This is a genomic window from Rhizobium subbaraonis, assembly GCF_900220975.1.
GTDB classification, from domain to species: Bacteria; Pseudomonadota; Alphaproteobacteria; order Rhizobiales; family Rhizobiaceae; genus Mycoplana; species Mycoplana subbaraonis.
On the sequence record NZ_OBQD01000003.1, the window covers coordinates 183683 to 208345 of the forward strand.

Genomic DNA, 24663 nt, shown 5'->3' on the forward strand with positions numbered 1-24663 from the left:
ATGTATCTCGGAATCGATCTCGGCACGTCGGGCGTCAAGGCGATGCTGATGGACGCCGACCAGCGGATCGTCGGCTCGGCGAGCGGCGCGCTGGAGGTTTCCCGCCCGCACCCCGGCTGGTCGGAGCAGGACCCCGCCGACTGGATCGCGGCGACCACCGAAGCGCTCGACGCGCTGAGAGCAGCGCATCCGGCCGAACTGGCCGCCGTGCGCGGCATCGGCCTTTCGGGGCAGATGCACGGCGCGACCCTGCTCGACGCCGCCGATGGCGTATTGCGCCCCTGCATCCTTTGGAACGACACCCGCAGCCACGGCGAGGCCGCGGCGCTGGACGCCGATCCGCGCTTTCGCGCGATCACCGGCAACATCGTCTTTCCGGGCTTCACCGCGCCGAAGCTCGCCTGGGTAAAGAACAACGAGCCGGAAATCTTTGCGAAAGTCCGCTGGGTTCTGCTGCCGAAGGATTACCTGCGCCTCTGGCTGACCGGCGAACACCTGTCGGAAATGTCGGATTCGGCGGGTACCTCCTGGCTCGATACCGGTGCGCGGACCTGGTCTGCCGCACTTCTGGCGGCGACCGAGCTTGAGGAGCGGCAGATGCCGCGCCTCGTCGAGGGGACGGACCGTGCAGGAACGCTGCGTCAGGAACTCGCCGCTCGCTTCGGCCTCGGCGATGGCGTCGTTGTTGCCGGCGGGGCGGGGGACAATGCCGCGTCCGCCTGCGGCATGGGAACGGTCAGCGATGGTGCGGCCTTCGTGTCGCTCGGCACTTCGGGCGTGCTTTTTGCTGCAAACGGCAGCTACCTGCCAAACCCGCAAAGCGCCGTTCACGCCTTCTGCCACGCGCTGCCGGACACCTGGCACCAGATGGGCGTGATCCTGTCGGCGACGGATGCGCTCAACTGGCATTCGCGCGTCACGGGCGTGAGCGCCGCCGAGCTTACGGCGGCACTCGGCGGGTCGTTGAAGGCGCCGACGGGCGTCACCTTCCTTCCCTACCTCTCCGGCGAGCGCACGCCGCACAACGACGCTTCCATCCGGGGCGCCTTCGTCGGCCTCGGCCACGAGAGCGACCGCGCCGTCCTGACTCAAGCCGTGCTCGAAGGAGTCTCCTTTGCGATCCGTGACAGTCTGGAGGCCCTTCGCCTCGCCGGCACACAGCTGACCCGTGTCACCGCGATCGGCGGCGGATCGCGTTCGCGCTACTGGCTGCAGTCGATCGCAACCGCGCTGTCGCTGCCGGTGGATGTTCCGGCCGACGGCGATTTCGGCGCCGCCTTCGGTGCGGCGCGGCTCGGCCTGATCGCGGCGACAGGGGCCGACCCGGTTTCCGTCTGCACCGCGCCTGTGACGGCGGAGACGATCGAGCCGGTGCCCGCGCTGGCCGCTGCCTATGAGGAGGCCTATGGCCGCTATCGCCGGCTTTATCCGGCGATCCGCGATGCGGTGAACTAACTGCCGGCCCTTCACCCTGGCCCTGTTCCCTCATTCGCGGAGAGGGAAGGGAAACGCCGCGGCAATCTCCCTTTTCACCGTTCGCGGGGAGAGGGGGCTGGCAGGCGGATGAGGGGGCGGATGCCCAACGAGCAACCTATCCATCCAAGGAGGAAATACCCATGAGCACCGGATTTTTCGGCGATATCGGCAAGATTAAGTACGAAGGCCCCGACAGCACCAATCCGCTCGCCTTCCGCCACTACAACAAGGACGAGGTGGTGCTCGGCAAGCGGATGGAGGACCATCTGCGCTTTGCCGTCGCCTACTGGCACACCTTCGTCTGGCCGGGCGGTGACCCCTTCGGCGGGCAGACTTTCCTGCGGCCCTGGTTCGACGATTCGATGAAGGCCGCGAAGCTGAAGGCCGACGTCGCGTTCGAATTCTTCCAGCTTCTCGACGTGCCGTTCTACTGCTTCCACGACGCCGACGTCCGCCCCGAGGGCAAGACGTTCGCCGAGAACACGAAGAACCTCAACGAGATCGTCGATCACTTCGAAAAGAAGCAGGCCGAGACCGGCGTCAACCTGCTCTGGGGCACGGCCAACCTGTTCTCCAACCGCCGCTACATGGGCGGCGCCGCCACCAACCCGGATCCGGATGTCTTCGCCTTTGCTGCTGCGACGGTGAAGACCTGCATCGACGCAACGCAGCGCCTCGGCGGACAGAACTACGTGCTGTGGGGCGGGCGCGAGGGCTATGAAACGCTGCTCAACACCGATATCGGTCGTGAGCTTGACCAACTCGGCCGCTTCGTCAACCTCGTCGTCGAATACAAGCACAAGATCGGCTTCAAGGGCGCAATCCTGATCGAACCGAAGCCGCAGGAGCCGACCAAGCACCAGTACGACTTCGACGTCGCCACCGTCTACGGCTTCCTGAAGAAGTATGGGCTGGAGAACGAGGTCAAGGTCAACATCGAACAGGGCCATGCGATCCTGGCCAACCACTCCTTCGAGCATGAACTGGCGCTGGCGAACGCGCTCGGCATCTTCGGCTCGATCGACATGAACCGCAACGACTACCAGTCCGGCTGGGATACCGACCAGTTCCCCAACAACGTGCCGGAGATGGCGCTGGCCTTCTACCAGGTGCTGGCCGGCGGCGGCTTCACCACCGGCGGCACCAATTTCGACGCCAAGCTGCGCCGCCAGTCGATCGATCCGGAAGACCTGCTGATCGGCCACATCGGCGGCATGGACTGCTGCGCCCGCGGCCTGAAGGCAGCGGCAAGGATGCTGGAGGACAAGGCCCTGTCGAAGCCGCTGGAAGATCGCTATGCCGGCTGGAACGCTGCCGAGGCGAAGAAGATGCTTTCCGGCGGCTACTCGCTGGAAGAGATCGCCGCACGTGTGGAGCACGAGAACGTCAATCCGGAGCCGAAGTCCGGTCGCCAGGAATATTTGGAGAACGTGGTCAACCGCTACGTCTGAGGCGCTTTCCAACGGATAGGAACGGCCGCGGCGCGCGAGCGCCGCGGTCACTTAGCCGACGCCTTCGTCGATTGCCGGCTGCCACAACGCGGTCGCGCGCTGTTTGGCTGTATCTGTGCCGCCCAGAGTTGAAGGGCGCGCCGGCTGCCCTACTCTCTTGAGTGCAGAGCAAGCCAGGAGGGCGCAATGGAAAACACAGGTATCGGCTGGATCGCAGCCATCATCATCGGGGGGATCGCCGGCTGGCTGGCCGAGAGGTTCATGAAGTCCGAGATGGGCGTGCTCATGAATATCGTCCTGGGGATCGTCGGCGCCTTCGTCGCCAATCTCATTCTCAGTCTTCTCGGCGTATCCCTTGGGGGCTGGCTCGGCTACCTGATCGCCGGCTTCATCGGCGCCTGCATCCTCATCGCCGTCGCCAGGGCGATCAGGCGATAGGCTATTTCTGTTGACGGATTGTCCGAAGCCGAAGCGATACCGCTTCTGGAAACCCTAGCGCTTGCCCGGCATGGTGACCGAGCCGCGCACCACGAGATCGGGCATGATCAGCACCTCGCGCTGTTCCGTCAGCGGCTGCGTCAGGTTTTCCAGCAACAGCGCCATCGCCTGCCTGCCGATCGCCGAGCGGGGCTGGCGAACGGTGGTGAGCGCCGGCGTCATGTAGGTGGCCTGCGGCACGTCGTCGAAGCCGATCACCGAGAAATCGCGCGGAAGATCGTAGCCGCGCGCGGCAAGACCGTTCATCACCCCGATGGCGGTGGCGTCGTTGACGCACATGAAGGCGGTCGGCAGCGTGTCGCGCATGAACAGCTGCTCCACCGCCAGCCGCCCGCTCTCGATCGTGCCCTCGCCATCGACCACCAGCCGCTGGGCCGGGGCGATGCGGGCGGCGTCGAGGGCGAGGTCGTATCCCTTGCGGCGGCGCAGATGGCCGAGCCGCGTCTTGCTGTCGCCGATGAAGGCGATCGAGCGATGGCCTGATGCCAGAAGGTATTCGGCGGCCTTGCGGGCGCCGGCGGTGTCGTCGACGCCGACATAGGGAATCCTGCTGCCGAAGACGGGCTCGAACACGGCCACCGTTGGCGGCAGGCGCTGGGTCATCTCCTGGTGACCGAAGGGCTCGTGGCCGGTGAACAGCAGCAGTCCGTCGGCCTGGTTGGAGTTCAGGAACTTCAGATATTCGAGGCCGCGTTCGGGGTCGTTCTGCGTGTGGCCGATCAGCACACCATAGCCATGCGCGCGCGCCTCATTCTCCAGCCCGATCAGGATCGAGGAGAAATTCGGGTCGCCGATGTCGGGGGCCAGCACCAGGATCATGTTGGAGCGGCCCATGCGCAGGGAGCGCGCCATGGCGTTGGTCGTGTAGCCGGTGATCGCGATCGCCTGATTGACGCGCTGGCGGGTGGACTTGGCGACCTTCTCGGGATTGTGAATTGCGCGGCTCACGGTCGCGATCGACACTTCCGCAAGGCGGGCAACATCTTCGATCGTGGCTGGCGTTTGGGTCGACACGGGTACCGATTGCCATTGGAGGGGAATCGGGCGCACCCTAAAGGCAAAGTCGCGCCTGCGAAAGCTGGCGGTACCCCAAAAACCCCCAGATGTGCGCAAATGTAAACCTTTACATAAGTCGTGTAAAGGTTTACACAGTGCGTCAAGTGGTGGGAGCCACGGGGAGGAAATCATGGTCAAACCAGAGGACGGAGCGCGCGTGCCGGTGCTCAAGGCCGAGCGCATCTCGAAGACGTTCGGCGAGGTGCAGGTGCTGTTCAGCGTCGAGCTCGACGTCCTGCCTGGAGAGGTTCATGCGCTCGTCGGCGAGAACGGTGCCGGCAAGTCCACGTTCATCAAGATCCTGTCCGGGTTCGAGGTTCCGACCTCGGGGCGCATCCTGCTCGACGGCGAGCCGGTGTCGCTGCCCGCCAACAGCGCTGCCGAGGCGCTCGGCATCGTCATGATCCACCAGGAATTCAACCTTGCCGAACACCTGACGGTCACCGAAAGCCTGTTTCTCGGCCGCGAGATCTGCCGGTTCGGCGTTCTGGACCGCAGGGCGATGCGGGCGGAGACGCGCCGCGTGCTCGACATGCTGGGATCCCGCGTCGACGAGAACGCGCTGATCAGTTCGCTCGCGGTCGCCGACAAGCAGATGGTGGAGATCGCCAAGGCGATCAGCCGCGAAGCGCGCGTGATCTTCATGGACGAGCCGACCGCGGTGCTGTCGCGCGAGGAAACGGATGTCCTTTTCGACCAGGTGCGGAAGCTGAAGGCGAAGGGGACGAGCTTCGTCTTCGTGTCGCACAAGCTGGACGAGGTGATGGAGATCAGCGACCGGGTCACCGTGCTGCGCGATGGCCAATGGATCAAGACGGCCCCGACCTCGCTGCTCGACGGCGAGGCGATCGCCCAACTGATGGTCGGCCGGGAACTGTCGAGCCTCTACCCCTCCAAGCACGAGCCGAACGTCGACGAGGAGATCGTGCTTTCGGTGCGCGGCCTTTCCACCGGCTATGTGCGCGACGTCAGCTTCGATCTGCGCAAGGGCGAGGTGCTCGGCTTTTCCGGCCTGATCGGTTCGGGGCGGACGGAACTGATGGAGGCGATTGCGGGGCTGCGTTCGCGCACCACCGGCGACGTCGAAATCCGGGGGAGGGCGCTGCCCGTCCATGATTTCCGCGAGGCGACGGCGCGCGGGCTCGCCTACATGACCAAGGACCGCAAGGGCCGCGGGCTCCTGCTCGACGAGGGCATGACGTCGAACCTCACTCTTCAGTCGATCGGCCAGCACGTCCGGCACGGCTATCTCGACCCGTCGAGCGAGGCCAAGGCGATGGCGCGCGCCAAGCGCCGCTTCGATATCCGCGTGCGTGACGATCGTGTCCGCGTCGGGCGCATGTCCGGCGGCAATCAGCAGAAGCTGCTGCTTGCCAAGATCATGGAGACCGAGCCGCAGATCATCATCATCGACGAGCCGACGCGCGGCATCGACGTCGGCACGAAGCAGCAGATCTATCACTTCATCGCAGCGCTCGCCCGCGAGGGACGCTCCATCATCGTCGTCTCCTCCGAACTGCCGGAGGTGATCGGCCTGTGCACGCGCGTCGCGGTGATGCGGGAGGGGCATCTGGTCGGCATGCTCGAGGGCGAGGAGATCTCCGAGCAGATGATCATGCGCTACGCCGCCGGGCTGCGGCGACAGACGGCGGTCTGAGAACACGCGCAGGCGCGCAAACGGCATTCAGGGATGGAAGGGCCGAAAAGGTCCCATCGGGAGGGTTCAAGTGGAAGTGAGCACCAACAGCGAAATCGAGGAGCGCGTGCCGCGGCGGCGCACCTGGCGGGATGTCGACCTGAGGGCCGTTGCCCCCTTTGCGGCGCTCGTCCTGCTGCTCATCGTCGGCGCACTCGTCAATCCTAACTTCATCGGCCTGACGAACCTGGCCAACGTCGCCACCCGCAGTGCCTTCATCGCCATCATCGCCGTCGGCGCGACCTTCGTGATCTCGTCGGGCGATCTCGACCTGTCGGTCGGCTCCATGGTCGCCTTCGTCGCAAGCCTGATGATCCTGTTCATGAATTCGGGCGCGATTGCCGATCCGTCGCTGATGCTGGTTGCGGCCATGGTCCTGGCCGTCGTCATCGGCAGCGCCTGCGGCCTCGCAAACGGCCTGATCACCACCGTCGGGCGGATCGAGCCCTTCATCGCTACGCTCGGCACCATGGGCATCTACCGCGGCCTGACCACCTGGCTGTCGCAGGGCGGCGCGATCACGCTGAACTCGCCCGAGCTGCAGTCACTGTACCGGCCGGCCTATTTCGGCACCGTCCTCGGCGTGCCAGTGCCGATCTTGGTCATCCTGCTGGTCACCGCGATCGCCGCCTTCGTGCTGTACCGCACGCGCTACGGTCGCCATGTGGTCGCCGTCGGCTCAAGCCGCGAGGTGGCCCGCTATTCCGGCATCGCCGTCGACCGGGTACGCACGATCGCCTTCGTCATCCAGGGCCTGTGCGTCGCCGTCGCCGTCCTGCTCTACGTGCCGCGTCTCGGCTCGACCTCGGCCACGACAGGAATCCTCTGGGAGCTGCAGGCGATCACGGCCGTCGTGGTCGGCGGCACGGCGCTGAAGGGTGGTGCCGGCCGGGTGTGGGGCACGATCTGCGGCGCCTTCATCCTCGAACTGGTCGGCAACATCATGCTGCTGTCCAACTTCATCAGCGAATACCTGATCGGCGCCATCCAGGGCTCGATCATCATCGTTGCGATGCTCGTCCAGCGCTCGCTGACGCGCAAATCGTAAACCGGCCGGGCTCTTGGGGGCAGAGCCCGTCCCTTGATCGACAGACCCCCTCACCTTGGGAGGAGAAAGCATGCAGAAGAGACTGATGGGGCTCGCCGTTGCCGCGACGATGGTGTTCGGTGCGGCCCACGCCCAGGAAACGAAGACGATCGGCGTCTCGATTCCCGCTGCCGACCACGGCTGGACCGCCGGCGTCGTCTACCACGCCAACCGCGTCGCCGAGCTTCTGATGAAGGAGCATCCGGGCCTGAACGTCATCGTCAAGACCTCGCCCGATCCGGCAACGCAGGCCAACGCCATCCAGGACCTGGAGATCCAGGGCATCGACGCGCTCGTCATCCTGCCGACCGATCCGGATCCGCTCGTCAACGCGATCAAGGAAGTCAAGGGCAAGGGCACGTTCGTGTCGATCGTCGACCGGGCGCCGTCGGTCAACGACAACACCGTCCGCGACCTCTACGTGGCCGGCAACAATCCGGCGCTCGGCGAAGTCGCCGGCAAGTACATCGCCGAAAACACGCCTGACGCCGAAGTCGTCGTCATCCGCGGCCTGCCGATCCCGATCGACCAGCAGCGTCAGGACGGCTTCGACAAGGGTATCGCCGGCTCGAACGTCAAGGTTCTCGACCGCCAGTTCGGCAACTGGAACCGCGACGACGCCTTCAAGGTCATGCAGGACTACCTGACCAAGTATCCGAAGATCGACGTGGTCTGGTGCCAGGACGACGACATGGCCGTCGGCGTTCTGCAGGCGATCGAGCAGGCCGGCCGCACCGACATCAAGTATGTCATCGGCGGCGCAGGCTCCAAGGACATGATCAAGAAGGTCATGGACGGCGACAAGATGATCCCCGTCAACGTGCTCTATCCGCCGTCGATGGTCGGCACCGCGATGGAGCTGACGGCGGCCGCGATCTATGACAGCGTTCCCGTCCACGGCACCTACACGCTGGACGCCACACTGATCACGCCCGACAACGCGAAGAACTACCACTTCCCGGATTCGCCGTTCTGATCGGAACGTCCGTTCCCGCCGGGCCAGTTCCTGGTCCGGCGGTTTTCGCATGCCGGAATTTTCAGCCTTGCCTGACCGGGCAACGATTGCCCCACGGTACAATTCCCGCTAGCGTCCGGACAGCTGCAACGTTGCAGGCCCGGTCTCGGTGCGCAGTTTCGTACGGGGGCGGCCATATTCGAGGAGCGCGGCCGCAGAGCCGCGCATGCGTTGGGAGGAAAACTCTATGAAGACGATCAAGGGCCCGGCCCTGTTCCTGGCACAGTTCGCCGGCGATGCGGCCCCGTTCAATTCCTGGGATTCGATTACCAAATGGGCGGCCGACATCGGCTACAAGGGCGTACAGGTGCCGAGCTGGGACGGCCGGCTGATCGACCTTAAGAAGGCGGCCGGTTCGAAGGCCTATTGCGATGATTTCGCCGGCAAGGCACGCGAGAACGGCGTGGAGATCACCGAGCTCTCCACCCATCTGCAAGGCCAGCTTGTCGCGGTGCATCCGGCCTATGACGAGGCCTTCGACGGCTTTGCGGCACCGGAGGTGCGCGGCAACCCGAAGGCGCGGCAGGAATGGGCCGTCGAACAGGTGAAGATGGCGCTGACGGCCTCGAAGAACCTCGGGCTCGGCGCAATGGCGAGCTTCTCCGGCGCGCTGGCCTGGCCGTTCGTCTATCCTTGGCCGCAGCGTCCGGCGGGCCTTGTGGAGACGGCCTTCGACGAGCTCGCGCGCCGCTGGAAGCCTATCCTCGACCACGCCGACGATTGCGGCGTCGATGTTTGCTACGAGATCCATCCCGGCGAGGACCTGCACGACGGGATCACCTACGAGATGTTCTTGGAGCGCACGGGCAACCACGCCCGCGCCTGCATGCTCTATGATCCCTCGCACTATGTGCTGCAGTGCCTCGACTATCTCGACAACATCGACATCTACAAGGACCGGATCCGGATGTTCCACGTCAAGGACGCGGAATTCAACCCGACCGGCCGGCAGGGCGTCTATGGCGGCTACCAGGGCTGGGTGAACCGCGCCGGACGCTTCCGCTCGCTCGGCGACGGCCAGGTGGATTTCGGCGCGGTGTTCTCCAAGATGGCGGCCAACGATTTTTCCGGCTGGGCCGTGGTCGAATGGGAATGCGCCCTGAAGCACCCCGAGGACGGCGCGCGCGAGGGCGCGGAGTTCGTCAAGCATCACATCATCCGCGTCACCGAAAAGGCCTTCGACGACTTCGCCGGCGCCGGCACCGACGAGGCGGCCAACCGGCGCATGCTGGGGATCTGAGCCAAGTCCCGCGTCCTGGAACCAACCCTTTGAACCGATGCCCCTCGCCGCAACCCTCTTCCCGCAGGGAGGGAGAGGGGGCGCGCTCCGACCGGTCGGCCGCGTCGAAAGGCAGCGTCGCGATCTTCGTCCTTCTCCCCGCTCGCGGGGAGAAGGTGCCGGCAGGCGGGCGAGGGGCGAAATCCGACACACACACACTTTTCAGGAGGAACACGCATGGCAATCGAAGGAAGCGCGACCGAGGCGCGGCAGCGGCGGATCCGGCTCGGCATGGTGGGTGGCGGGGCTGGCGCCTTCATCGGCGCGGTGCACCGCATCGCCGCCCGCCTCGATGATCATTTCGAGCTCGTCGCCGGGGCCCTGTCGTCGACGCCGGAGAAGTCGGTCGCATCGGGGCGCGAACTCGGCCTCGATCCGTCGCGCTGCTACGGCAGCTTCAAGGAGATGGCGATCCGCGAGTCCAAGCTGAAGAACGGCATCGAGGCCGTCGCCATCGTCACGCCGAACCACGTGCATTTCGAGGCCGCCCGGGAATTCCTCAAGCGCGGCATCCACGTCATCTGCGACAAGCCGCTGACCTCGACGCTTTCCGACGCGAGGAAGCTGAAGAGGCTCGCCGAGGAGAGCGAGGCGCTGTTCGTTCTCACGCACAACTATACCGGCTATCCGATGGTCCGCCAGGCACGCGAAATGGTCGCCAACGGCGAGCTCGGCACGATCCGGCTGGTGCAGATGGAATATCCGCAGGACTGGCTGACGGAGGCTGTCGAGCAGACGGGATCCAAGCAGGCCGAATGGCGCACCGATCCGGCCCGCTCCGGGGCCGGCGGCTCCACCGGCGACATCGGTACGCACGCCTACAATCTCGGCTGCTTCGTCTCGGGGCTGGAACTGGAGGAGCTGTCCGCCGATCTCGACAGCTTCGTGCCGGGCCGCAAGCTCGACGACAACGCCCATGTGATGATGCGCTTCAAGGAGAAGGACGGCGCGCGCGCCAAGGGCATGCTCTGGTGCAGCCAGGTGGCGCCCGGCCACGAGAACGGCCTGAAGGTTCGCGTCTACGGGACGAAGGGCGGCATCGAATGGGTGCAGGCGGATCCGAACTATCTCTGGTATACGCCCTTCGGCGAGCCGAAGCGTCTCATCACCCGCAGCGGCGCAGGGGCAGGGGCCGCCGCCGCCCGCGTCAGCCGCGTCCCCTCCGGCCACCCGGAGGGCTATCTCGAGGGATTTGCCAACATCTACACCGAAGCCGCCCGCGCGATCTTCGCAAAGCGCAGCGGCAAGGCGGTCGATCCGGACGTCCTCTACCCGACCGTCGACGACGGGCTGAAGGGCATGGTCTTCGTCGACGCCTGTGTACAGTCCTCGAAGAAGAACGGGGCCTGGGTGAAGGTCTGATCCATCTCGAGGCCGGTTTCGGCGGACGACAGCATAGAGCCTTTCAGACAGGAGGCGCAGTTTTCGCTGCGCTTCCCCTTCCCCTTTCCGGTCGCGTCAGAGGGGAGGTGAAGCAAACGGCGGCACACGCCGAAATGTATTTCATTGTTCACTAATATCTCTTCCGGTGGTACTTTCCTCCCGGGATGTGTCCTGCCGTGTCGAGTCTGGAAACTCTGAAACTTTCGCAAAAGCAGCAAAATGCGATTGCCGCATGCCGGATGGCTGCGGGGTCGACCGCGATGCGTTGCAGGCGTTGATAGCAGTCAATTAGTCTTGTGCAGCCGATCGAAGGCTGCCTTCGATGGGGGATTGGCAATGCGTTTCAAGACATCTGGATTTGTCGCCTGCGCCCTTGGGATCGCGGCGACGCTGGCGTTCCCGGCTGTGGGAAATGCCTCCGACGCCCAGACGACCGGCACCGTCGGCTCGCCGGCAGCGACGACCACGATAGACGGAAGGCAACTGCCGTCCCCCGATCCGGCCTTCGGCGGCGTCATCAAGGACGATGCCCTCAATTCGCAGGCCTGGTGGGCTCCCCGCATCGTGCCCCCGAAGGGAGCGCCCAACATCCTGCTGATCGTCACCGACGACGCCGGCTTCGGCGTGCCGAGCACCTTCGGCGGCGTCGTCCCGACGCCGGCCATGGACCGCATCGCGAATGAAGGGCTGCGCTTCAACAATGTTCACTCGACGGCCCTGTGTTCGCCCTCGCGCGCGGCACTGATCACCGGGCGTAACCACCATTCCAGCGGCTTCGGCGTGATCTCGGAGCAATCCACCGGCTTTCCCGGCTACAACAGCATCATCGGCAAGGACAAGGCCACGATCGGCCGCATCCTGCGCGACAACGGCTATTCCACCGCCTGGTTCGGCAAGGATCACAACACGCCCGCCTTCGAGGCCAGCCAGGCCGGTCCGTTCGACCAGTGGCCCATCGGCATGGGCTTCGAATATTTCTACGGCTTCGTGGGCGGTGACGCCAACCAGTGGCAGCCCAATCTCTTTCGCAACACCACCCAGATCTATCCCTTCGAGGGCAAGCCCGGATGGAACCTCGTGACCGGCATGGCGGACGATGCCATCGCTTATCTCCATCGCCTGAACCAGACGCTGCCGGACAAGCCGTTCCTCGTCAAATACGCCCCCGGCGCCACCCACGCCCCACACCACCCGACGAAGGAATGGGTCGACAAGATTGCGGCGATGCATCTCTTCGACGACGGCTGGAACAAGCTTCGGGACCGGATTTTCGAGAACCAGAAGAAGCTCGGCGTCATCCCGCAGGATACCCAGCTTGCGCCGTGGCCGACCAGCGTCCTGAAGAACTGGGATGATCTGACTGCGGACGAGAGGAAGCTGTTCATCAGGCAGGCGGAGATCTTTGCCGCCTATGCCGCCTACAGCGACCACGAAATCGGCCGGGTCGTCCAGGCGATCGAGGATATGGGCAAGCTGGACGATACGCTCATCATCTACATCAACGGTGACAACGGCACGAGTGCGGAGGGCGGCCCGCTCGGTACTCCGAACGAGGTTGCTTTCTTCAACGGCATCAACGATATGCCCGTTGCGGCGCAGATGAAGTGGTATGATGTCTGGGGTACGGAACAGACCTACAACCACATGTCGGCCGGTTGGTCCTGGGCTTTCAACACCCCGTTCAGCTGGTTCAAGCAGAATGCCTCGAAACTCGGCGGCATTGGGCAGAACATGGCCATATCCTGGCCCGCACGCATCAAGGACAAGGGCGGGCTGCGGGAGCAGTTCACGCACTTCATCGACATCGTGCCGACCATCCTCGAGGTGACGGGCATTCCCGCGCCCGAGACCGTCGACGGCATCCCGCAGGCGCCGATAGAGGGCACGAGCTTCGCCTACACTTTCGACCAGAACAACGCCAAGGCTCCGTCGCGCCATGAGACGCAGTATTTCGAAATGCTCGGGCAGTGGGCGGTCTACAACGACGGTTGGCTGCTCAGCACTGAGGTCAATCGTGCGCCGTGGGAAGCTTTCGGCCCTGCCAATCCGGATCCGCTCAACAACCAGACGCTCGAGCTTTATAACCTGCAGGAGGACTTCAGCCAGTCCAGCAACATTGCCGACCAGAACCCGGACAAGGTGGCGCAGCTTAAAAAGCTGTTCGTCGAGGAGGCGCGGAAGTACCAGGTCTTCCCCATGGATGCGTCTGTGGCGGCACGCATCGTCGCGCCGCGCCCCAACATCACTGCAGGCCGGACGGAGTTCGTCTACACGCAGCCGATGGTCGGGTTGCCGCAGGGCGATTCGCCCTCCCTCCTCAACACGTCCTATTCCATCACCGCCGAGATCGACGTTCCGGACGGCGGCGCGGAGGGAATGATCCTTACTTCGGGCGGGCGCTTCGCGGGCTACGGCTTCTATCTGCTCAAGGGACGGCCGGTCTTTCTGTGGAACCTCGTCGATCTCAAGCGTGTCAAATGGGAAGGCCAGGACGCGCTTGCGCCCGGCAAGCACACCATCGAGTTCGACTTCAAGTATGAGGGCCTCGGCGCCGGCACGCTCGCCTATAACAACATGAGCGGTCTCGGCCAGCCCGGTGTCGGCACGCTCAAGGTCGACGGCAAGGTCGTCGATACCGAACGCCTTGCCCATACGTTGCCGATGATCCTGCAGTGGGACGAGAGCTTCGATATCGGCTCCGATACGCTGACCGGCGTGAACGACGACGACTATCAGCCGCCGTTCGCCCTGACTGCGACACTTGACAGGCTGACGCTGAAGGTCGACCGGCCGACCCTGTCCGAGGCCGATGTCCAGCAGTTGCAGAACGCGCAGGCGATCGCGGTAGACGGTAGGCCAATCCACCATCTTCAGCCGGCGCCGCATTGAGCGGCGCCTTGCAAGTCGCGGTTCGGCACGAACTTATACCAAGTCTCGATGATAGGAACCGATAGGACCGGCCCGAGAAGGCATCCTATAGGTCCCTGTCATCGAGACTTGGTATGACAGTCCCATGTGTGAACGCGTTTCGCGTCTGACGCCGCGACGGCGCAAAAGCGGGAACATCGCTGCGGCCCTCTGCACCTGACGCCTGAGCCAAGATTCTTGATTTCAATACAGAAATCTTTAAACGCCCCTGCAATCGGCATTTCGTTCATCCCCGTGCCCTTTTATCCCGGCTATAATCTCCGTGTTCCGCTTTTGGATACACCGTGAGGCGTTGCGGCGAGGCGGAACCGGCGCCTGTTGCAGGGAAAGGACGCATGTCCCTGCATCAGGGGTTCGCAGAAAGGCCCTCCTCTGGAGACGGCGGAGTTTCATGCTCCGAGTTGCGCTCCGGACGCGCCCGGGTGGCGCACAGGCCCGTCGCAGGACGGGAGCAGAAGGGCGAAGTTGCGGACAAAAACCGCCGAACGGGGCGCTGAAAGGTGCCACGATACTTTACTTCAGATGAGGCAGCTTCCAGCGCCCTGTCCGAATGGCAGCCAGGTTCGAACCACGGCGGTGTCCCGCGCGTGGCGGCGGCGGATGCCGACCTCTCCGCATCCTGCCGGTTGACAATCCGCCAAAGCTCTTTACTGCACATCCGCCACTGCAACGTTGCAGTAGCGCATGTGCAATAACGCATGTGCCGCGCGTACGCTTCGAACGCCCAACCGACGGATAACCGAATGACCGACACCAGGCCCCTCTCCGAACGTTTCCCCGGCGATTTCGTCTTCGGCGTGGCGACAGCCGCATTCCAGATCGAGGGCGCGTCGAAGGCGGACGGGCGCAAGCCGTCGATCTGGGATGCCTTCTCCAACATGCCGGGCCGGGTCTTCGAAAGGCACAATGGCGATATTGCCTGCGACCACTACAACCGGCTGGAGGAGGATCTCGACCTGATCCAGGCGCTTGGCGTCTCGGCCTATCGCTTCTCGATCGCCTGGCCGCGCGTTATTCCCGAGGGCACGGGACCGATCAACGAGAAGGGGCTCGATTTCTACGATCGCCTGGTCGACGGGCTCAGGGCGCGGGGCATCAAGGCGTTTGCCACGCTCTACCACTGGGACCTGCCTCTGGCGTTGATGGGCGATGGCGGCTGGACCGCGCGAAAGACCGCGCATGCCTTCGAGCGCTATGCCACGACGATCGCCGCCCGTCTCGGCGACCGTCTCGATGCCGTCGCCACCTTCAACGAGCCGTGGTGCTCGGTCTGGCTCAGCCACCTCTATGGCATCCACGCGCCGGGCGAACGCAACATGGATGCGGCCCTGCATGCGCTCCACTTCACCAATCTCGCGCACGGCCTCGGGGTTGCTTCGATCCGTTCGCAACGGCCGGAACTGCCGGTGGGGCTCGTTCTCAACGCGCACCAGACCTATCCCGGCTCGGAGCGGCCGGACGACCTTGCCGCCGAGCGGCGCGCCTTCGATTTCCACAATGGCGTCTTCTTCGGCCCGGTTTTCGCCGGCGCCTATCCCGAAAGCTTCATGAGCGCGCTCGGCCACCGGATGCCGCAGATCGAGCCGGGCGACATGGAGACGATCCACCAGCCGCTCGACTGGTGGGGACTGAACTACTACACCCCGATGCGGGTGGTCGCCGATCCGGCAACGGGTGCGGAATTTCCGGCGACGCTGCCGGCCCCGGCCATGGCCGAGGTCAAGACCGATATCGGCTGGGAGGTCCATGCTCCCGCGCTCGGCGATCTGATCCGCCGGCTCAATGCCGCCTACAGGCTTCCCGAGTGCTACATCACCGAGAACGGCGCGTGCTACAACATGGATGTCGAAGACGGGGAAGTCGACGACCAGCCGCGGCTGGACTACATCGCCGCGCATCTCGACGTCACCGCCAGCCTGATTGCCGAAGGCTACCCGATGCGCGGCTATTTCGCCTGGAGCCTGATGGACAACTTCGAATGGGCGGAAGGCTATCGCATGCGCTTCGGCATCGTCCATGTCGACTACGACACGCAAGTCCGGACGATCAAGAAGAGCGGCCACTGGTACAAGGCGCTCGCGGAGCAGTTTCCCAGGGGCAACCACAAAGCGCTGTGAGGCTTGATCGCAAGGTGGCGGCGGGACGAAGCGATACAACTTTTTACCGGTGACAACTGTGATTGACCCGCTTTGCGCGCAGGCGCAATGGTTGCAACGCTGCCGGTCATCCAGGTCGGGAGCATATCAAGGAAATGAGGACGTCAATGGTAAGTGCCATTTCGAGCTCGACAGTCTCGCTACTGTCGTCCACGAGCTCGGCCTCGACCGCCGCTGATTCCACGGCGGGGAAGGCGGAAATCGAGGCACAGATCGCGGCAAAGGAAGCGGAACTCGGCGATGCCCAGTCCGACGACGAAAAGGCCGAGATCGAACAGGCTATCGCAGCACTGAAAGCGCAGCTTGCTGCCATCGAGGCGCAGGACGCGGCAAAGTCCGAGCAGGTGCATTCGTCGCCGCAGGTGCTTTCGGGTGAAAGCGAACGCATCGGAACGGCCAATTTTGACGAGAACGCGGCCTTCGGCGAACGCAGCGCCTGGGTCTGAGACCGCTTCGTCGAGCAGAAACCAGATGAACGCCGGTGCGGGCGTCGGCCGGCGATCCCGGCCGCCCGGGCATGATGCCTGGCATTGACGATACCGGCGGCGCGCGGTCGCCGGTACCCGCTTTCCCTTTGCCCGTGTGTGCGAACAGCGCGGGTAGCAGGCCCCGATCAGCTTCCGAGGTGCTTTTCGCCGCGTTTTCTCGCCAGGTCCATTTGCTTCTGGCGCTGGCGGAACCGCTCCCGGTCTTCGTCGCTACGGGCTTCGAAGCAGTGCGGGCAGGAGACGCCTGCCTCGAAAGTGTCGGCGGTGACGTCCTCGGCGGTCAACGGGTGGCGGCAGGCGCGGCAAAGCGTATGCTCGCCTTCCTGCAGGCCATGGGTGACCGAGACGCGCTCGTCGAAGACGAAGCAGGCGCCTTCCCAGAGGCTTTCCTCCGCGGGCACTTCCTCCAGATATTTCAGGATGCCGCCCTTGAGGTGATAGACCTCGTCGAAACCCTGCTCCTTCATGAAGGCCGTCGCCTTCTCGCAGCGGATGCCGCCGGTGCAGTACATGGCGATCTTCGGCCTGTTGTGCAGTCCGGTATTGTTGCGGACCCAGTCTGGAAACTCGCGGAAGGTCTTGGTCTGCGGGTCGACCGCGCCCTTGAAGATGCCGATCGCGGTCTCGTAGTCGTTGCGGGTGTCGATGAGGATCGTTCCGGGGTCGGAGATCAGCGCGTTCCAGTCCTTCGGCTCGACATAGGTGCCGACGACCCGGTTCGGGTCGATGTTTTCGACCCCCATGGTGACGATTTCCTTCTTCAGCCGCACCTTCATGCGCAGGAACGGCATGTCGGCGGCGCGGCTTTCCTTGTGCTCCAGACCTGCGAACTCCGGTTGCGCACGCAGGTAGGCGAGCACCGTCTGGATGCCCTCCGCCGGTCCGGCGATGGTGCCGTTGATACCCTCATGGGCCAGCAGCAGCGTGCCGCGTACGCCGTTTTCCTCGCAAAGCGCCTGCAGCGGCGCGCGCAGTTCGGCAAAGCGCGGCACGGAAACGAAATGATACAGGGCCGCAACGAGGAAGGCTTCCCCGGCAGGCGGCGAGAGTTCTGATTGGAGTTCGCTCATGCGGGCTGGAATACAGCTTTGCGCGTTGGCGCGCAATTGCACGCGTACTGATGCCGGCCCGTCTGCGGCAAATCGTCAAGCCGCTCCCAAGGCCGCTTCCATGGGCCTCTTCCAGGAGGCTCTTGCAGGGTCGCTCCCTGGGCTGCCCGTCCGGCCGCTCGTCAGGCCGCGTGCCGCCACAGCAGTTCGATGCGCTCGGCGTCTGCCCGCGCGTTTTCGGGAAACAGCAGTCCGGCAAGCGGCAGCGCTTCCGAGCGAAGCCGGTCGCCTTCCGCAATCATGACGGCAATCAGGTGCGCGAGATCCTTGGGAGAGCCGATCTCGCCGTGGTGGGTGTCGGCGAACGCCGTCAGAAGCGCGATATCCTGGTTCTCACCCAGCAGGGTGACCAGCCGCCGGGCATGCTGGCGGGTCGTGTCCAGCGCGGACGGCCAGGCCTCGGCAAGGAACCGGCAGTGCACCCAGCGGTCCTGCGTGCGCTTGCGAAGGGTATGAAAGCATTCCGGATTGCCGGCCTCCCGCGCTTCGACAAGCGCAACTGCTGCCTTGTGGCCGGTCCTGCGCCAGCCCTCGCCCAGAATCTCCGCCGCACGTTTGTGGCTGCAGGACAGGTTGAAATCGCGCACGGCCGCCAGCGCGTCGTCGCAGACGGTGACCGCGCGCTCGAGCAGTTCATCCGTCGCCTGATCCTGGGTGATGGCATCGCGGCGCGCCTCCAGCTTGGCGTGGATTCGTTCCAGCGCCATGCGCTCCTCGACGGTCGAGGCCGCGCCCGTCAGCCTGCGGGCCGTTTCGACAAGCGAGGTCGCGTCCCGGGTCGAGCCGAGGCCGCGGCCGAGCGTGCCGATGCGTTCGTTCTCGCGCTTCTGGAACTGTTTGTCCGCGCTTGCCACGAGCCTGTAGAGGCTTCTGACGCGCTTGAATTTCTTGCGCGCGGCGTGAATGGCCTCGTGCGGCCCTTCCGGCTGTTTCTTAAGTGTGCACCGCGCCTTCTTGAGGTAGCTGGAGGCGACGCGGCGGATTTCGTCTTCGAGCGGCTTATCCGCTTTGAGTGTGAGGCTCATGAAACGACGCGATTGCTCCCTCGGACAAGGCCATGGCCTGGTTGGAATAGCGGAAGTCGCCTGTCACTTCGCGTCCGACCCAATCGGGAAGCTCGGGCCGGTCGGCAGCACTTTCCAATTCCACCTCGGCCACGACGAGCCCGCTATAGCGTCCGCCATAGACGTCGATCTCCCAGACGAAGCCTTTGTGTTCCACCCGGTAGCGCACCTTCTCCAGCACCGTGCCCAAGGCCTGGTCCAGCATTTCGGCCGCGATCTCGGGGCTTATGTCGAACTCGTATTCGTCGCGCTCCAGCGCCGACTGTCCGATCTTCAGGGTCAGGCAGGCGCGCCCGTCGCCATAGACCCTCACCCTCAGCGAGCGGTCGTCCATCGTTGTCAGATAGCCTTGCTTGATGGATTCACCCGCGTCGGCCAGAAGCCGCCACCGCTTGCCGGATACCAGAAATTTTCTTTCGATCTCCTTGGCCATGCCACCCGCTTTCGCATTGTGGATAGTCGGTTTGAGCAACACTACACCATCGACGGACCGTGGCAAGGCAAGAAAGGACACAGCCTCTCAGGCCCCGGTCACAGGCTTGTCAGCCGCGCCGGAAGGAAGAGCGCGACCTGAAAACGCGGGCTTTCTGCTCGACATGCGCGCCAGGAGGGAGTATTTCAGCGCCACATTCAATCGTTTTAAGGGTGCGCCGATGGCCGACAAAACCGAAAAGCTTCTGTCCGTGCTGAAACTCCAGCCGGTGGTTCCGGTCCTGATCATCGACGATGCCGCCACCGCGGTGCCGCTTGCGCGCGCGCTCGTCGCCGGAGGCCTCAAGGCCATCGAGATCACGCTTCGCACCCCCGCTGCGCTGGACGCGATCCGGTTGGTCGCCAACGAGGTGGAAGGGGCGGTTGCCGGCGCCGGCACGATCCTCAACGCGGCCCAGTTCGATCAGGCGGTCGAGGCGGGCTCGCAGTTCATCGTCAGTCCCGGGACGACGCAGGAACTGCTGGATGCCGCCTCCGCGTCGTCCGTACCGCTCCTGCCCGGTGCAGCGACGGCCAGCGAGGTCATGGCCTTGCGCGAGGAAGGCTACCAGGTGCTGAAATTCTTCCCTGCCGAGCAGGCAGGCGGCGCCAGCTACCTCAAGGCGCTGTCGTCCCCGCTTGCCGGCACGCTGTTCTGCCCGACCGGCGGTATCTCGCTTGCAAACGCCAGGGACTATCTCTCGCTGCCGAACGTCATCTGCGTTGGCGGCTCCTGGGTCGCGCCGAAGGAACTGGTCGCAAAGGGCGACTGGGCCGGCATCACGAAACTTGCAGCGGAAGCCGCGGGCCTGAAGGGCTGAAAGCCCGACGCCCGCCAAGGCTGCCAGGAACACCATCGCCGTCCGGTTCCGCCGGGCGGCGATTTCTTTTCCTGCAAGCAGCGTTTGTATTCCCGCGGTCGCATTCCTATGTCTCAATCCGACGTCATCACGGCAAGGGAGTAAATGCGATGTTTGATGCGAAGAAGTTGCTGGATCAGTTTCTCGGATCGCAGGTTCCCGGTGCCGGCGGCACCGTTCGCGAAAGGGCCGGCCAGGTCGGCCAGATGGCCAAGGACAATCCGCTGGCGGCGGGCGCGATTGCCGGCATCCTGCTCGGCACGAGCGGCGGCCGGCAGGTCGCGGGCGGCGCACTGAAGCTCGGCGGGCTCGCCGCGATCGCCGGCCTGGGCTATCAGGCCTACAAGAACTACAAGAACGGTCAGTCTCCGGCGGATGCCGCCCAGGCGGCGCCGAAGGAACCCCAACTGCTGCCGCCGCCCTCGAATTCGGGGTTTGCGACCGAGACCGTCAGCGACGATTTCGCCCTGACGCTGGTCCGGGCGATGATTGCGGCCTCGCGTGCCGACGGCCACATCGACGACGGCGAACGCGCGCATATCGTCGACAAGCTCAAGGTGTCGGGTATCGGCGGCGATGCCGCTTCCTTCCTCGAGCAGGAACTTGCCAACCCGGTCGATCTCGACAGCATCGTCGCAGCAGCCAAGACCGAAGAGCAGCGCGTCGAGCTGTACACGGCCTCGCGATTGACGATCGAGCCCAATAGCCGTGCCGAACGCGGTTATCTTGACCTGCTTGCCGGCCGGTTGGCTCTGCCGGACGCGCTGGTCGATCATATCGAGGCGACGGTTTCCTCGGCGAAGGCTCCCGCCGGCCCCTGGGCCTGATCGGACCCATCACCACTTTGCATTTGTCTGTGGACGCCCTCTGTCCTATGGCTCTATTGCCCTCGGTCGCGCAACGGCCGGGGCATGGCTACGGCGACGGGAGGATGGAATGCGCGACCTGAAGGACTGGAAAGGCTGCCCGGCACCGGCGCCCGTCGTGCTCGAAGGGCGCTTCGTCAGGATCGAGCCCTATGATCGGACAGCGCACCTGCAAGACCTGTGGGATGCGTTTGGCGGAATGGCGATCAATCCGCTCCTGACCTATTTCGCGCAGAACGATTTTGGCGGCATCGAGGATTTCGACGCGTGGCTCTCAGCCGTCCAGAAGGGCGGCTGGGTCACCGAGATCTTCCGCGACAAGGCAAGCGGCAAGGTCGTCGGCATGGCCAACTACATGCGCCCCGATCCGGCCAATGGCGTCGTCGAGATCGGCGGGATCGCGCATGGGCCGGCGATGGCGCGTTCGCCGTTGTCGACCGAGGGCCATTATCTTCTCGCCAGGCACGTCTTCGAGGATCTGGGCTATCGCCGCTACGAGTGGAAGTGCCACAACCTGAACGAAGCCAGCAAGCGCACGGCGCAAAGGCTGGGCTTCACTTTCGAAGGCGTCTTTCGCCAGCACATGCTGTCCAAGGGACAGAACCGGGATACCGCGTGGTTTTCCATCATCGACAGCGAGTGGCCGGTCGTCGCCCGCGCGTTCGAGGCGTGGCTATCGCCCGACAATTTCGACGCGCAGGGCAGGCAGAAGCGGCGGCTGGAAGACTTCCGCTCGGAATTCAGCGGGAAGGAGGCATCGTGACCGGGTCGAATGACAAGAGCGGCCGCTCCGCCGCCATCGCTGCGGCCGTTATCCTGCTTGTGACGGGTATCGTCTTCTTCATCCTGCCGAACGTGATGATTTCGCTCGCCAGCATTTCACCCTGGCTGTCGGCCTCGCTGGCCGCAATCCTGGTGCTCGCCTTCTTCCTGCTGTTCTGGCTGCGCGCCCGCTATCAGCGCGGACGCGAATAACCCGTTCCTCTGTCGGCAACCGGCCCAATCAGGCCTGCAGCGAGGCGCCGAGCAGGATCAGCCCGAGCGCGAGCACCAGAACGGCGCCCAGAATTTCGATCGCGCTGCCGACGCGCAGGGCCGCGTTCTCGCTGCCGGCAAAGCGCATCGCCGCCCCTTTGGCCGTGACGGCGAGCGTCGCAAGGATCGACACGGTGATCGCCGTGCCGATCGACATGGCAAAGACCGAGAGCACGCCGCCGAGATAGAGGCCGTTCAACAGGGCGAACGACAGCACGATCAGCGCGCCCGAGCAGGGGCGCAGGCCGACGGCGACGATCGCCGACCAGGCTTCGCGCAACGCGAAGCGATCGCCTTTCAGGAGTTCCGGATCCGGGGCATGGGCATGGCCGCAGGTGGAGCAGACGTCTCCCGGCCCGTGCGAATGCCCGTGATGGCCGTGATGCACATGGTCATGGTGATGATGCCCGTGATCTGCATGCGCGTGCGAAGAGGCGGAACCGGCGCCAGCCAGCGCCCCTTCCCGTACAACGACAGGGCCGCGCCGCCAGAGCTTGCGGTAGAGAAGCCAGGCGCCAAACGCGGCGATCAGTGCGTAGCTTATCGATTCCAGCGTCTGCGTCGCCTGGGTCATCGAGATCGCGGTGCCGCGCAGCAGCAGATAGGCAGCGCCGACAAGCAGGATCGCAACGACGCCCTGCAGCAGGGACGAGAGGAAGGACAGGAACACGCCGCGCTTGAGCTCGATTTCGTTGGCGAGCATGTAGGAGGAGATCACCGCCTTGCCATGGCCGGGGCCGGCGGCATGAAAGACCCCGTAGGCGAAGGAGAGGCCGACGAGCGTGGAAGCGGCCCAAGGATTTTCGCGCATGTTCTTCAATGCGCCGGTCAGCAGCCGGTAGAAGGCCTGCTGCTCTGCATTGACCCAGGCGAAGAAGCCGCCGAACAGGCCGGTCGTCTGGAAGGACGGTTCCGCGCTGCCGATGCCGAGCGGCGACTGGGCATGTGCCACGCCAAGACCCGCGACGACGAGCAGGGCTACGGCGACGGCGATGCGCCGGGCGTTCCGGTTCTTCAGCATGTCACCTCCAGCCGGGTTGCGAAGAGCTTGGACATGTCGGTTCCCGTCGGGTCGTTCCAGAAGGCATCCGTCAGGGTTCCCTCGTTCTGTGCCAGCACCTCGTCCGGGTCTGGGCGAACCACTTGATGCTTGCAGGATGCGAACTTGTCGCCGATGACGACCATGCTTTCGTCGGTCGGGAAATCCATCGAGGCATACATCGTGGGATCGTAGACGCCGAAAGTGAGCTTTCCTTTCAGCGGCATGGCTTGCGCCGGCTTCAGCGAGAAGAACATCAGGAGCTGGCCGTCCTTGAAGTCCACATTGATCGCGCTGGGCTTGGTGACTTTCACATCCTTCCCGTCCTCCGAGACCGTCGTGTAGTAGCTGAACTCCTCAAGCGACTCCAGCACGGTCTGGCCTACTTCGGCCAGCTCGTCGGGATCGAGCTGCAGGTTGCCGTTCTTGTCGAAGTCGAGCACGACGCTGGACGAGAACATCTCGTCGAACCGCCAGACGTTGCGCATCTCCGAAACCGTTCCATCCTCGCCGGCGACAACCTCCAGCCTGGCCTCGGCGAAGATATGGGGATGGGCAAAGGCCGCAGCAGGCAGGAGCCATGCGGCGCCAGCTAGCAGGAGGGGGGCGGGTTTCATGGGCAAACGCTTCCTGTCGAGGGCAGCTTTTTCGATTCGCCATCAAATGTAGCGTAAATGGGCCGGAATTAGGACTTCGCGGCCGGGCGAACGGTTGCGCAAGCAGTTCAGGTGCGCGCTGCCGCCGCGTCACCATACTTCTTGAACCAGTTGTACAGGAAGTCGACGAAGGTGCGGACCTTTGCCGGAAGATAACGCCGGTGGGGATAGATCGCGTAGATACCGCGGTCGGCGGGCAGAAAATCGTCGAGAATGGCGATGAGCCTGCCGGAATCGATGCCGTTTCGCGCTACGAACTCGGGCACCTGCGCGATGCCGAGGCTGCTCTCGGCTGCGCGCACGGCCGACGTCGGGCTGTTCACTTCAATGTGACCGCTGACGGGAACGCTGAAATTCGTGCCCTTGGCATCGATGAAGCGCCAGTTGCTGTGCGACTTGCCATTGGTGTCGATGATGCAGGGGAAACGCGAGAGTTCTGACGGGTGCGCGATCGGCCCGGTCTTTTCCAGGAACTGCGGCGAGGCGCAGATCTTCAGGTAGAAGTCGCCGAGCTTGCGGGCGATGAGGGTGGAATCCTCCAGCCGCGTGATGCGGATCGCGACGTCGAAGCCTTCCTCGACCAGATCGACGAAGCGATCGTCGGAGACGATCTCCAGCGACAGTTCCGGGTGCTCGCGGCCGAAGTCGATCAATGACTGACCGATCTCGGCATCGACGAAGGTGCGCGGTGCGGAGATCTTCAGCTTGCCCTTCAGGTCCGTGTTCTTCTCGCGCACGAGATCTGCAAGGTTGTCGATTTCCTTGAGGATCTCCGAGGCGGTGCGATAGTAGGTGTGGCCCGCCTCCGTCATCGAGAATTGCCGCGTGGTGCGGTTCAGAAGCAGCGCGCCGAGCTCGTCTTCCAGCTCGCGCACATATTTGGACAGGAGCGCCTTGGATTTGCCGACCTTGCGGGAGGCGGCGGAGAAGCCTTCTGCATCGACGACGTCGATATAGGCGCGAATGCGGGTCAACGTATCCATGCAAATCCTGTTCTAGCTTGCGCAGCCTTCGGAATGTCGTGGGATAGCCCAAAATTTTCAATAGCGG

At 64.3% G+C, this 24663-nt stretch carries 22 protein-coding genes; 15 read left to right on the top strand and 7 right to left on the bottom strand.

Annotation, left to right across the window (positions count from 1 at the left end; translation table 11 throughout):
* From xylB to CRO48_RS05365, 3 genes are all read left to right on the top strand, one after another.
* Positions 1–1455, top strand: coding sequence for a xylulokinase (xylB, locus tag CRO48_RS05355; RefSeq protein ID WP_097137035.1), 1455 nt, complete (start codon positions 1–3; stop codon positions 1453–1455).
* Positions 1456–1616: 161 nt separating this feature from the next.
* A complete protein-coding gene (gene xylA / locus CRO48_RS05360) occupies positions 1617–2927 on the top strand; it encodes a xylose isomerase (protein ID WP_097137037.1) in 1311 nt (436 codons plus the stop codon).
* A 186-nt stretch (positions 2928–3113) separates the two neighbouring features.
* A complete protein-coding gene (locus CRO48_RS05365) occupies positions 3114–3365 on the top strand; it encodes a GlsB/YeaQ/YmgE family stress response membrane protein (protein WP_097137039.1) in 252 nt (83 codons plus the stop codon).
* A gap of 54 nt (positions 3366–3419) precedes the next feature.
* Here the strand turns inward: CRO48_RS05365 and CRO48_RS05370 are convergent, their stop codons facing one another.
* Entirely contained in the window at positions 3420–4439 is a 1020-nt protein-coding gene (locus tag CRO48_RS05370) for a LacI family DNA-binding transcriptional regulator (protein ID WP_097137041.1), read from the bottom strand.
* 172 nt (positions 4440–4611) lie between these two features.
* Between CRO48_RS05370 and CRO48_RS05375 the strand changes: the two genes are divergently transcribed.
* The 8 genes from CRO48_RS05375 (at position 4612) to CRO48_RS05410 (ending at position 16471) form a co-directional block, all read left to right on the top strand.
* On the top strand, positions 4612–6138 hold the full coding sequence (locus tag CRO48_RS05375) for a sugar ABC transporter ATP-binding protein (protein ID WP_097137043.1): 1527 nt from the start codon (positions 4612–4614) through the stop codon (positions 6136–6138).
* A 76-nt stretch (positions 6139–6214) separates the two neighbouring features.
* On the top strand, positions 6215–7225 hold the full coding sequence (locus tag CRO48_RS05380) for an ABC transporter permease (RefSeq protein WP_097137496.1): 1011 nt from the start codon (positions 6215–6217) through the stop codon (positions 7223–7225).
* Between the two features lie 70 nt (positions 7226–7295).
* Positions 7296–8240, top strand: coding sequence for a substrate-binding domain-containing protein (locus tag CRO48_RS05385; protein WP_097137045.1), 945 nt, complete (start codon positions 7296–7298; stop codon positions 8238–8240).
* Positions 8241–8466: 226 nt separating this feature from the next.
* Positions 8467–9519 carry a sugar phosphate isomerase/epimerase family protein gene (locus CRO48_RS05390; RefSeq protein WP_097137047.1) on the top strand — a complete coding sequence of 351 codons (1053 nt, stop codon included), beginning with the start codon at positions 8467–8469 and terminating at the stop codon, positions 9517–9519.
* A 216-nt stretch (positions 9520–9735) separates the two neighbouring features.
* Complete coding sequence (locus CRO48_RS05395) at positions 9736–10920, top strand: Gfo/Idh/MocA family protein (RefSeq protein WP_097137049.1); 1185 nt, start codon at positions 9736–9738, stop codon at positions 10918–10920.
* Positions 10921–11277: 357 nt separating this feature from the next.
* Positions 11278–13830 carry an arylsulfatase gene (locus tag CRO48_RS05400; RefSeq protein ID WP_097137051.1) on the top strand — a complete coding sequence of 851 codons (2553 nt, stop codon included), beginning with the start codon at positions 11278–11280 and terminating at the stop codon, positions 13828–13830.
* Positions 13831–14612: 782 nt separating this feature from the next.
* Positions 14613–15986 (top strand): GH1 family beta-glucosidase, encoded by a 1374-nt coding sequence (locus CRO48_RS05405; RefSeq protein ID WP_097137053.1) that lies wholly within the window; start codon positions 14613–14615, stop codon positions 15984–15986.
* 146 nt (positions 15987–16132) lie between these two features.
* Positions 16133–16471: a hypothetical protein gene (locus tag CRO48_RS05410; protein ID WP_097137055.1), complete on the top strand. Its 339-nt coding sequence runs from the start codon at positions 16133–16135 to the stop codon at positions 16469–16471.
* A gap of 167 nt (positions 16472–16638) precedes the next feature.
* Here the strand turns inward: CRO48_RS05410 and trhO are convergent, their stop codons facing one another.
* The 3 genes from trhO to CRO48_RS05425 form a co-directional block, all read right to left on the bottom strand.
* The gene (gene trhO / locus CRO48_RS05415) at positions 16639–17583 is read right to left on the bottom strand and encodes an oxygen-dependent tRNA uridine(34) hydroxylase TrhO (RefSeq protein ID WP_097137057.1); all 945 of its coding nucleotides are present in this window, start codon (positions 17581–17583) and stop codon (positions 16639–16641) included.
* 161 nt (positions 17584–17744) lie between these two features.
* Positions 17745–18647 (bottom strand): CHAD domain-containing protein, encoded by a 903-nt coding sequence (locus tag CRO48_RS05420; protein WP_097137059.1) that lies wholly within the window; start codon positions 18645–18647, stop codon positions 17745–17747.
* Positions 18622–19119 (bottom strand): CYTH domain-containing protein, encoded by a 498-nt coding sequence (locus tag CRO48_RS05425; protein WP_097137061.1) that lies wholly within the window; start codon positions 19117–19119, stop codon positions 18622–18624. Before CRO48_RS05425 ends, CRO48_RS05420 begins: the two co-directional genes overlap by 26 nt.
* Before the next feature lie 220 nt (positions 19120–19339).
* On the opposite strand from CRO48_RS05425, the gene CRO48_RS05430 reads away from it, so the two are divergent.
* The 4 genes from CRO48_RS05430 (at position 19340) to CRO48_RS05445 (ending at position 21858) form a co-directional block, all read left to right on the top strand.
* Positions 19340–19978 carry a 2-dehydro-3-deoxy-phosphogluconate aldolase gene (locus CRO48_RS05430; protein ID WP_097137498.1) on the top strand — a complete coding sequence of 213 codons (639 nt, stop codon included), beginning with the start codon at positions 19340–19342 and terminating at the stop codon, positions 19976–19978.
* Positions 19979–20127: 149 nt separating this feature from the next.
* The gene (locus CRO48_RS05435; protein ID WP_097137063.1) at positions 20128–20844 is read left to right on the top strand and encodes a tellurite resistance TerB family protein; all 717 of its coding nucleotides are present in this window, start codon (positions 20128–20130) and stop codon (positions 20842–20844) included.
* 109 nt (positions 20845–20953) lie between these two features.
* A complete protein-coding gene (locus CRO48_RS05440; protein ID WP_097137065.1) occupies positions 20954–21646 on the top strand; it encodes a GNAT family N-acetyltransferase in 693 nt (230 codons plus the stop codon).
* Positions 21643–21858, top strand: a complete 216-nt coding sequence (locus CRO48_RS05445) for a hypothetical protein (protein WP_097137067.1) — start codon at positions 21643–21645, stop codon at positions 21856–21858. The genes CRO48_RS05440 and CRO48_RS05445 overlap by 4 nt, the downstream gene beginning before the upstream one ends.
* A 28-nt stretch (positions 21859–21886) precedes the next feature.
* Here the strand turns inward: CRO48_RS05445 and CRO48_RS05450 are convergent, their stop codons facing one another.
* From CRO48_RS05450 to CRO48_RS05460, 3 genes are all read right to left on the bottom strand, one after another.
* Positions 21887–22939 (bottom strand): nickel/cobalt transporter, encoded by a 1053-nt coding sequence (locus CRO48_RS05450; protein WP_097137069.1) that lies wholly within the window; start codon positions 22937–22939, stop codon positions 21887–21889.
* Positions 22933–23574, bottom strand: coding sequence for a DUF1007 family protein (locus CRO48_RS05455; protein ID WP_097137071.1), 642 nt, complete (start codon positions 23572–23574; stop codon positions 22933–22935). The genes CRO48_RS05450 and CRO48_RS05455 overlap by 7 nt, the downstream gene beginning before the upstream one ends.
* Positions 23575–23681: 107 nt before the next feature.
* Positions 23682–24596: a LysR family transcriptional regulator gene (locus CRO48_RS05460; RefSeq protein WP_097137073.1), complete on the bottom strand. Its 915-nt coding sequence runs from the start codon at positions 24594–24596 to the stop codon at positions 23682–23684.
* Between the last annotated feature and the right edge of the window lie 67 nt (positions 24597–24663).

Coding starts and splice junctions, on each gene's coding strand:
- xylB (WP_097137035.1), top strand. CDS start 1: ATGTATCTCGGAATCGATCTCGGCACGTCGGGCGTCAAGGCGATGCTG.
- xylA (WP_097137037.1), top strand. CDS start 1,617: ATGAGCACCGGATTTTTCGGCGATATCGGCAAGATTAAGTACGAAGGC.
- CRO48_RS05365 (WP_097137039.1), top strand. CDS start 3,114: ATGGAAAACACAGGTATCGGCTGGATCGCAGCCATCATCATCGGGGGG.
- CRO48_RS05375 (WP_097137043.1), top strand. CDS start 4,612: ATGGTCAAACCAGAGGACGGAGCGCGCGTGCCGGTGCTCAAGGCCGAG.
- CRO48_RS05385 (WP_097137045.1), top strand. CDS start 7,296: ATGCAGAAGAGACTGATGGGGCTCGCCGTTGCCGCGACGATGGTGTTC.
- CRO48_RS05390 (WP_097137047.1), top strand. CDS start 8,467: ATGAAGACGATCAAGGGCCCGGCCCTGTTCCTGGCACAGTTCGCCGGC.
- CRO48_RS05395 (WP_097137049.1), top strand. CDS start 9,736: ATGGCAATCGAAGGAAGCGCGACCGAGGCGCGGCAGCGGCGGATCCGG.
- CRO48_RS05400 (WP_097137051.1), top strand. CDS start 11,278: ATGCGTTTCAAGACATCTGGATTTGTCGCCTGCGCCCTTGGGATCGCG.
- CRO48_RS05405 (WP_097137053.1), top strand. CDS start 14,613: ATGACCGACACCAGGCCCCTCTCCGAACGTTTCCCCGGCGATTTCGTC.
- CRO48_RS05410 (WP_097137055.1), top strand. CDS start 16,133: ATGGTAAGTGCCATTTCGAGCTCGACAGTCTCGCTACTGTCGTCCACG.
- trhO (WP_097137057.1), bottom strand. CDS start 17,583: ATGAGCGAACTCCAATCAGAACTCTCGCCGCCTGCCGGGGAAGCCTTC.
- CRO48_RS05420 (WP_097137059.1), bottom strand. CDS start 18,647: ATGAGCCTCACACTCAAAGCGGATAAGCCGCTCGAAGACGAAATCCGC.
- CRO48_RS05425 (WP_097137061.1), bottom strand. CDS start 19,119: ATGGCCAAGGAGATCGAAAGAAAATTTCTGGTATCCGGCAAGCGGTGG.
- CRO48_RS05430 (WP_097137498.1), top strand. CDS start 19,340: ATGGCCGACAAAACCGAAAAGCTTCTGTCCGTGCTGAAACTCCAGCCG.
- CRO48_RS05435 (WP_097137063.1), top strand. CDS start 20,128: ATGTTTGATGCGAAGAAGTTGCTGGATCAGTTTCTCGGATCGCAGGTT.
- CRO48_RS05440 (WP_097137065.1), top strand. CDS start 20,954: ATGCGCGACCTGAAGGACTGGAAAGGCTGCCCGGCACCGGCGCCCGTC.
- CRO48_RS05450 (WP_097137069.1), bottom strand. CDS start 22,939: ATGCTGAAGAACCGGAACGCCCGGCGCATCGCCGTCGCCGTAGCCCTG.
- CRO48_RS05455 (WP_097137071.1), bottom strand. CDS start 23,574: ATGAAACCCGCCCCCCTCCTGCTAGCTGGCGCCGCATGGCTCCTGCCT.
- CRO48_RS05460 (WP_097137073.1), bottom strand. CDS start 24,596: ATGGATACGTTGACCCGCATTCGCGCCTATATCGACGTCGTCGATGCA.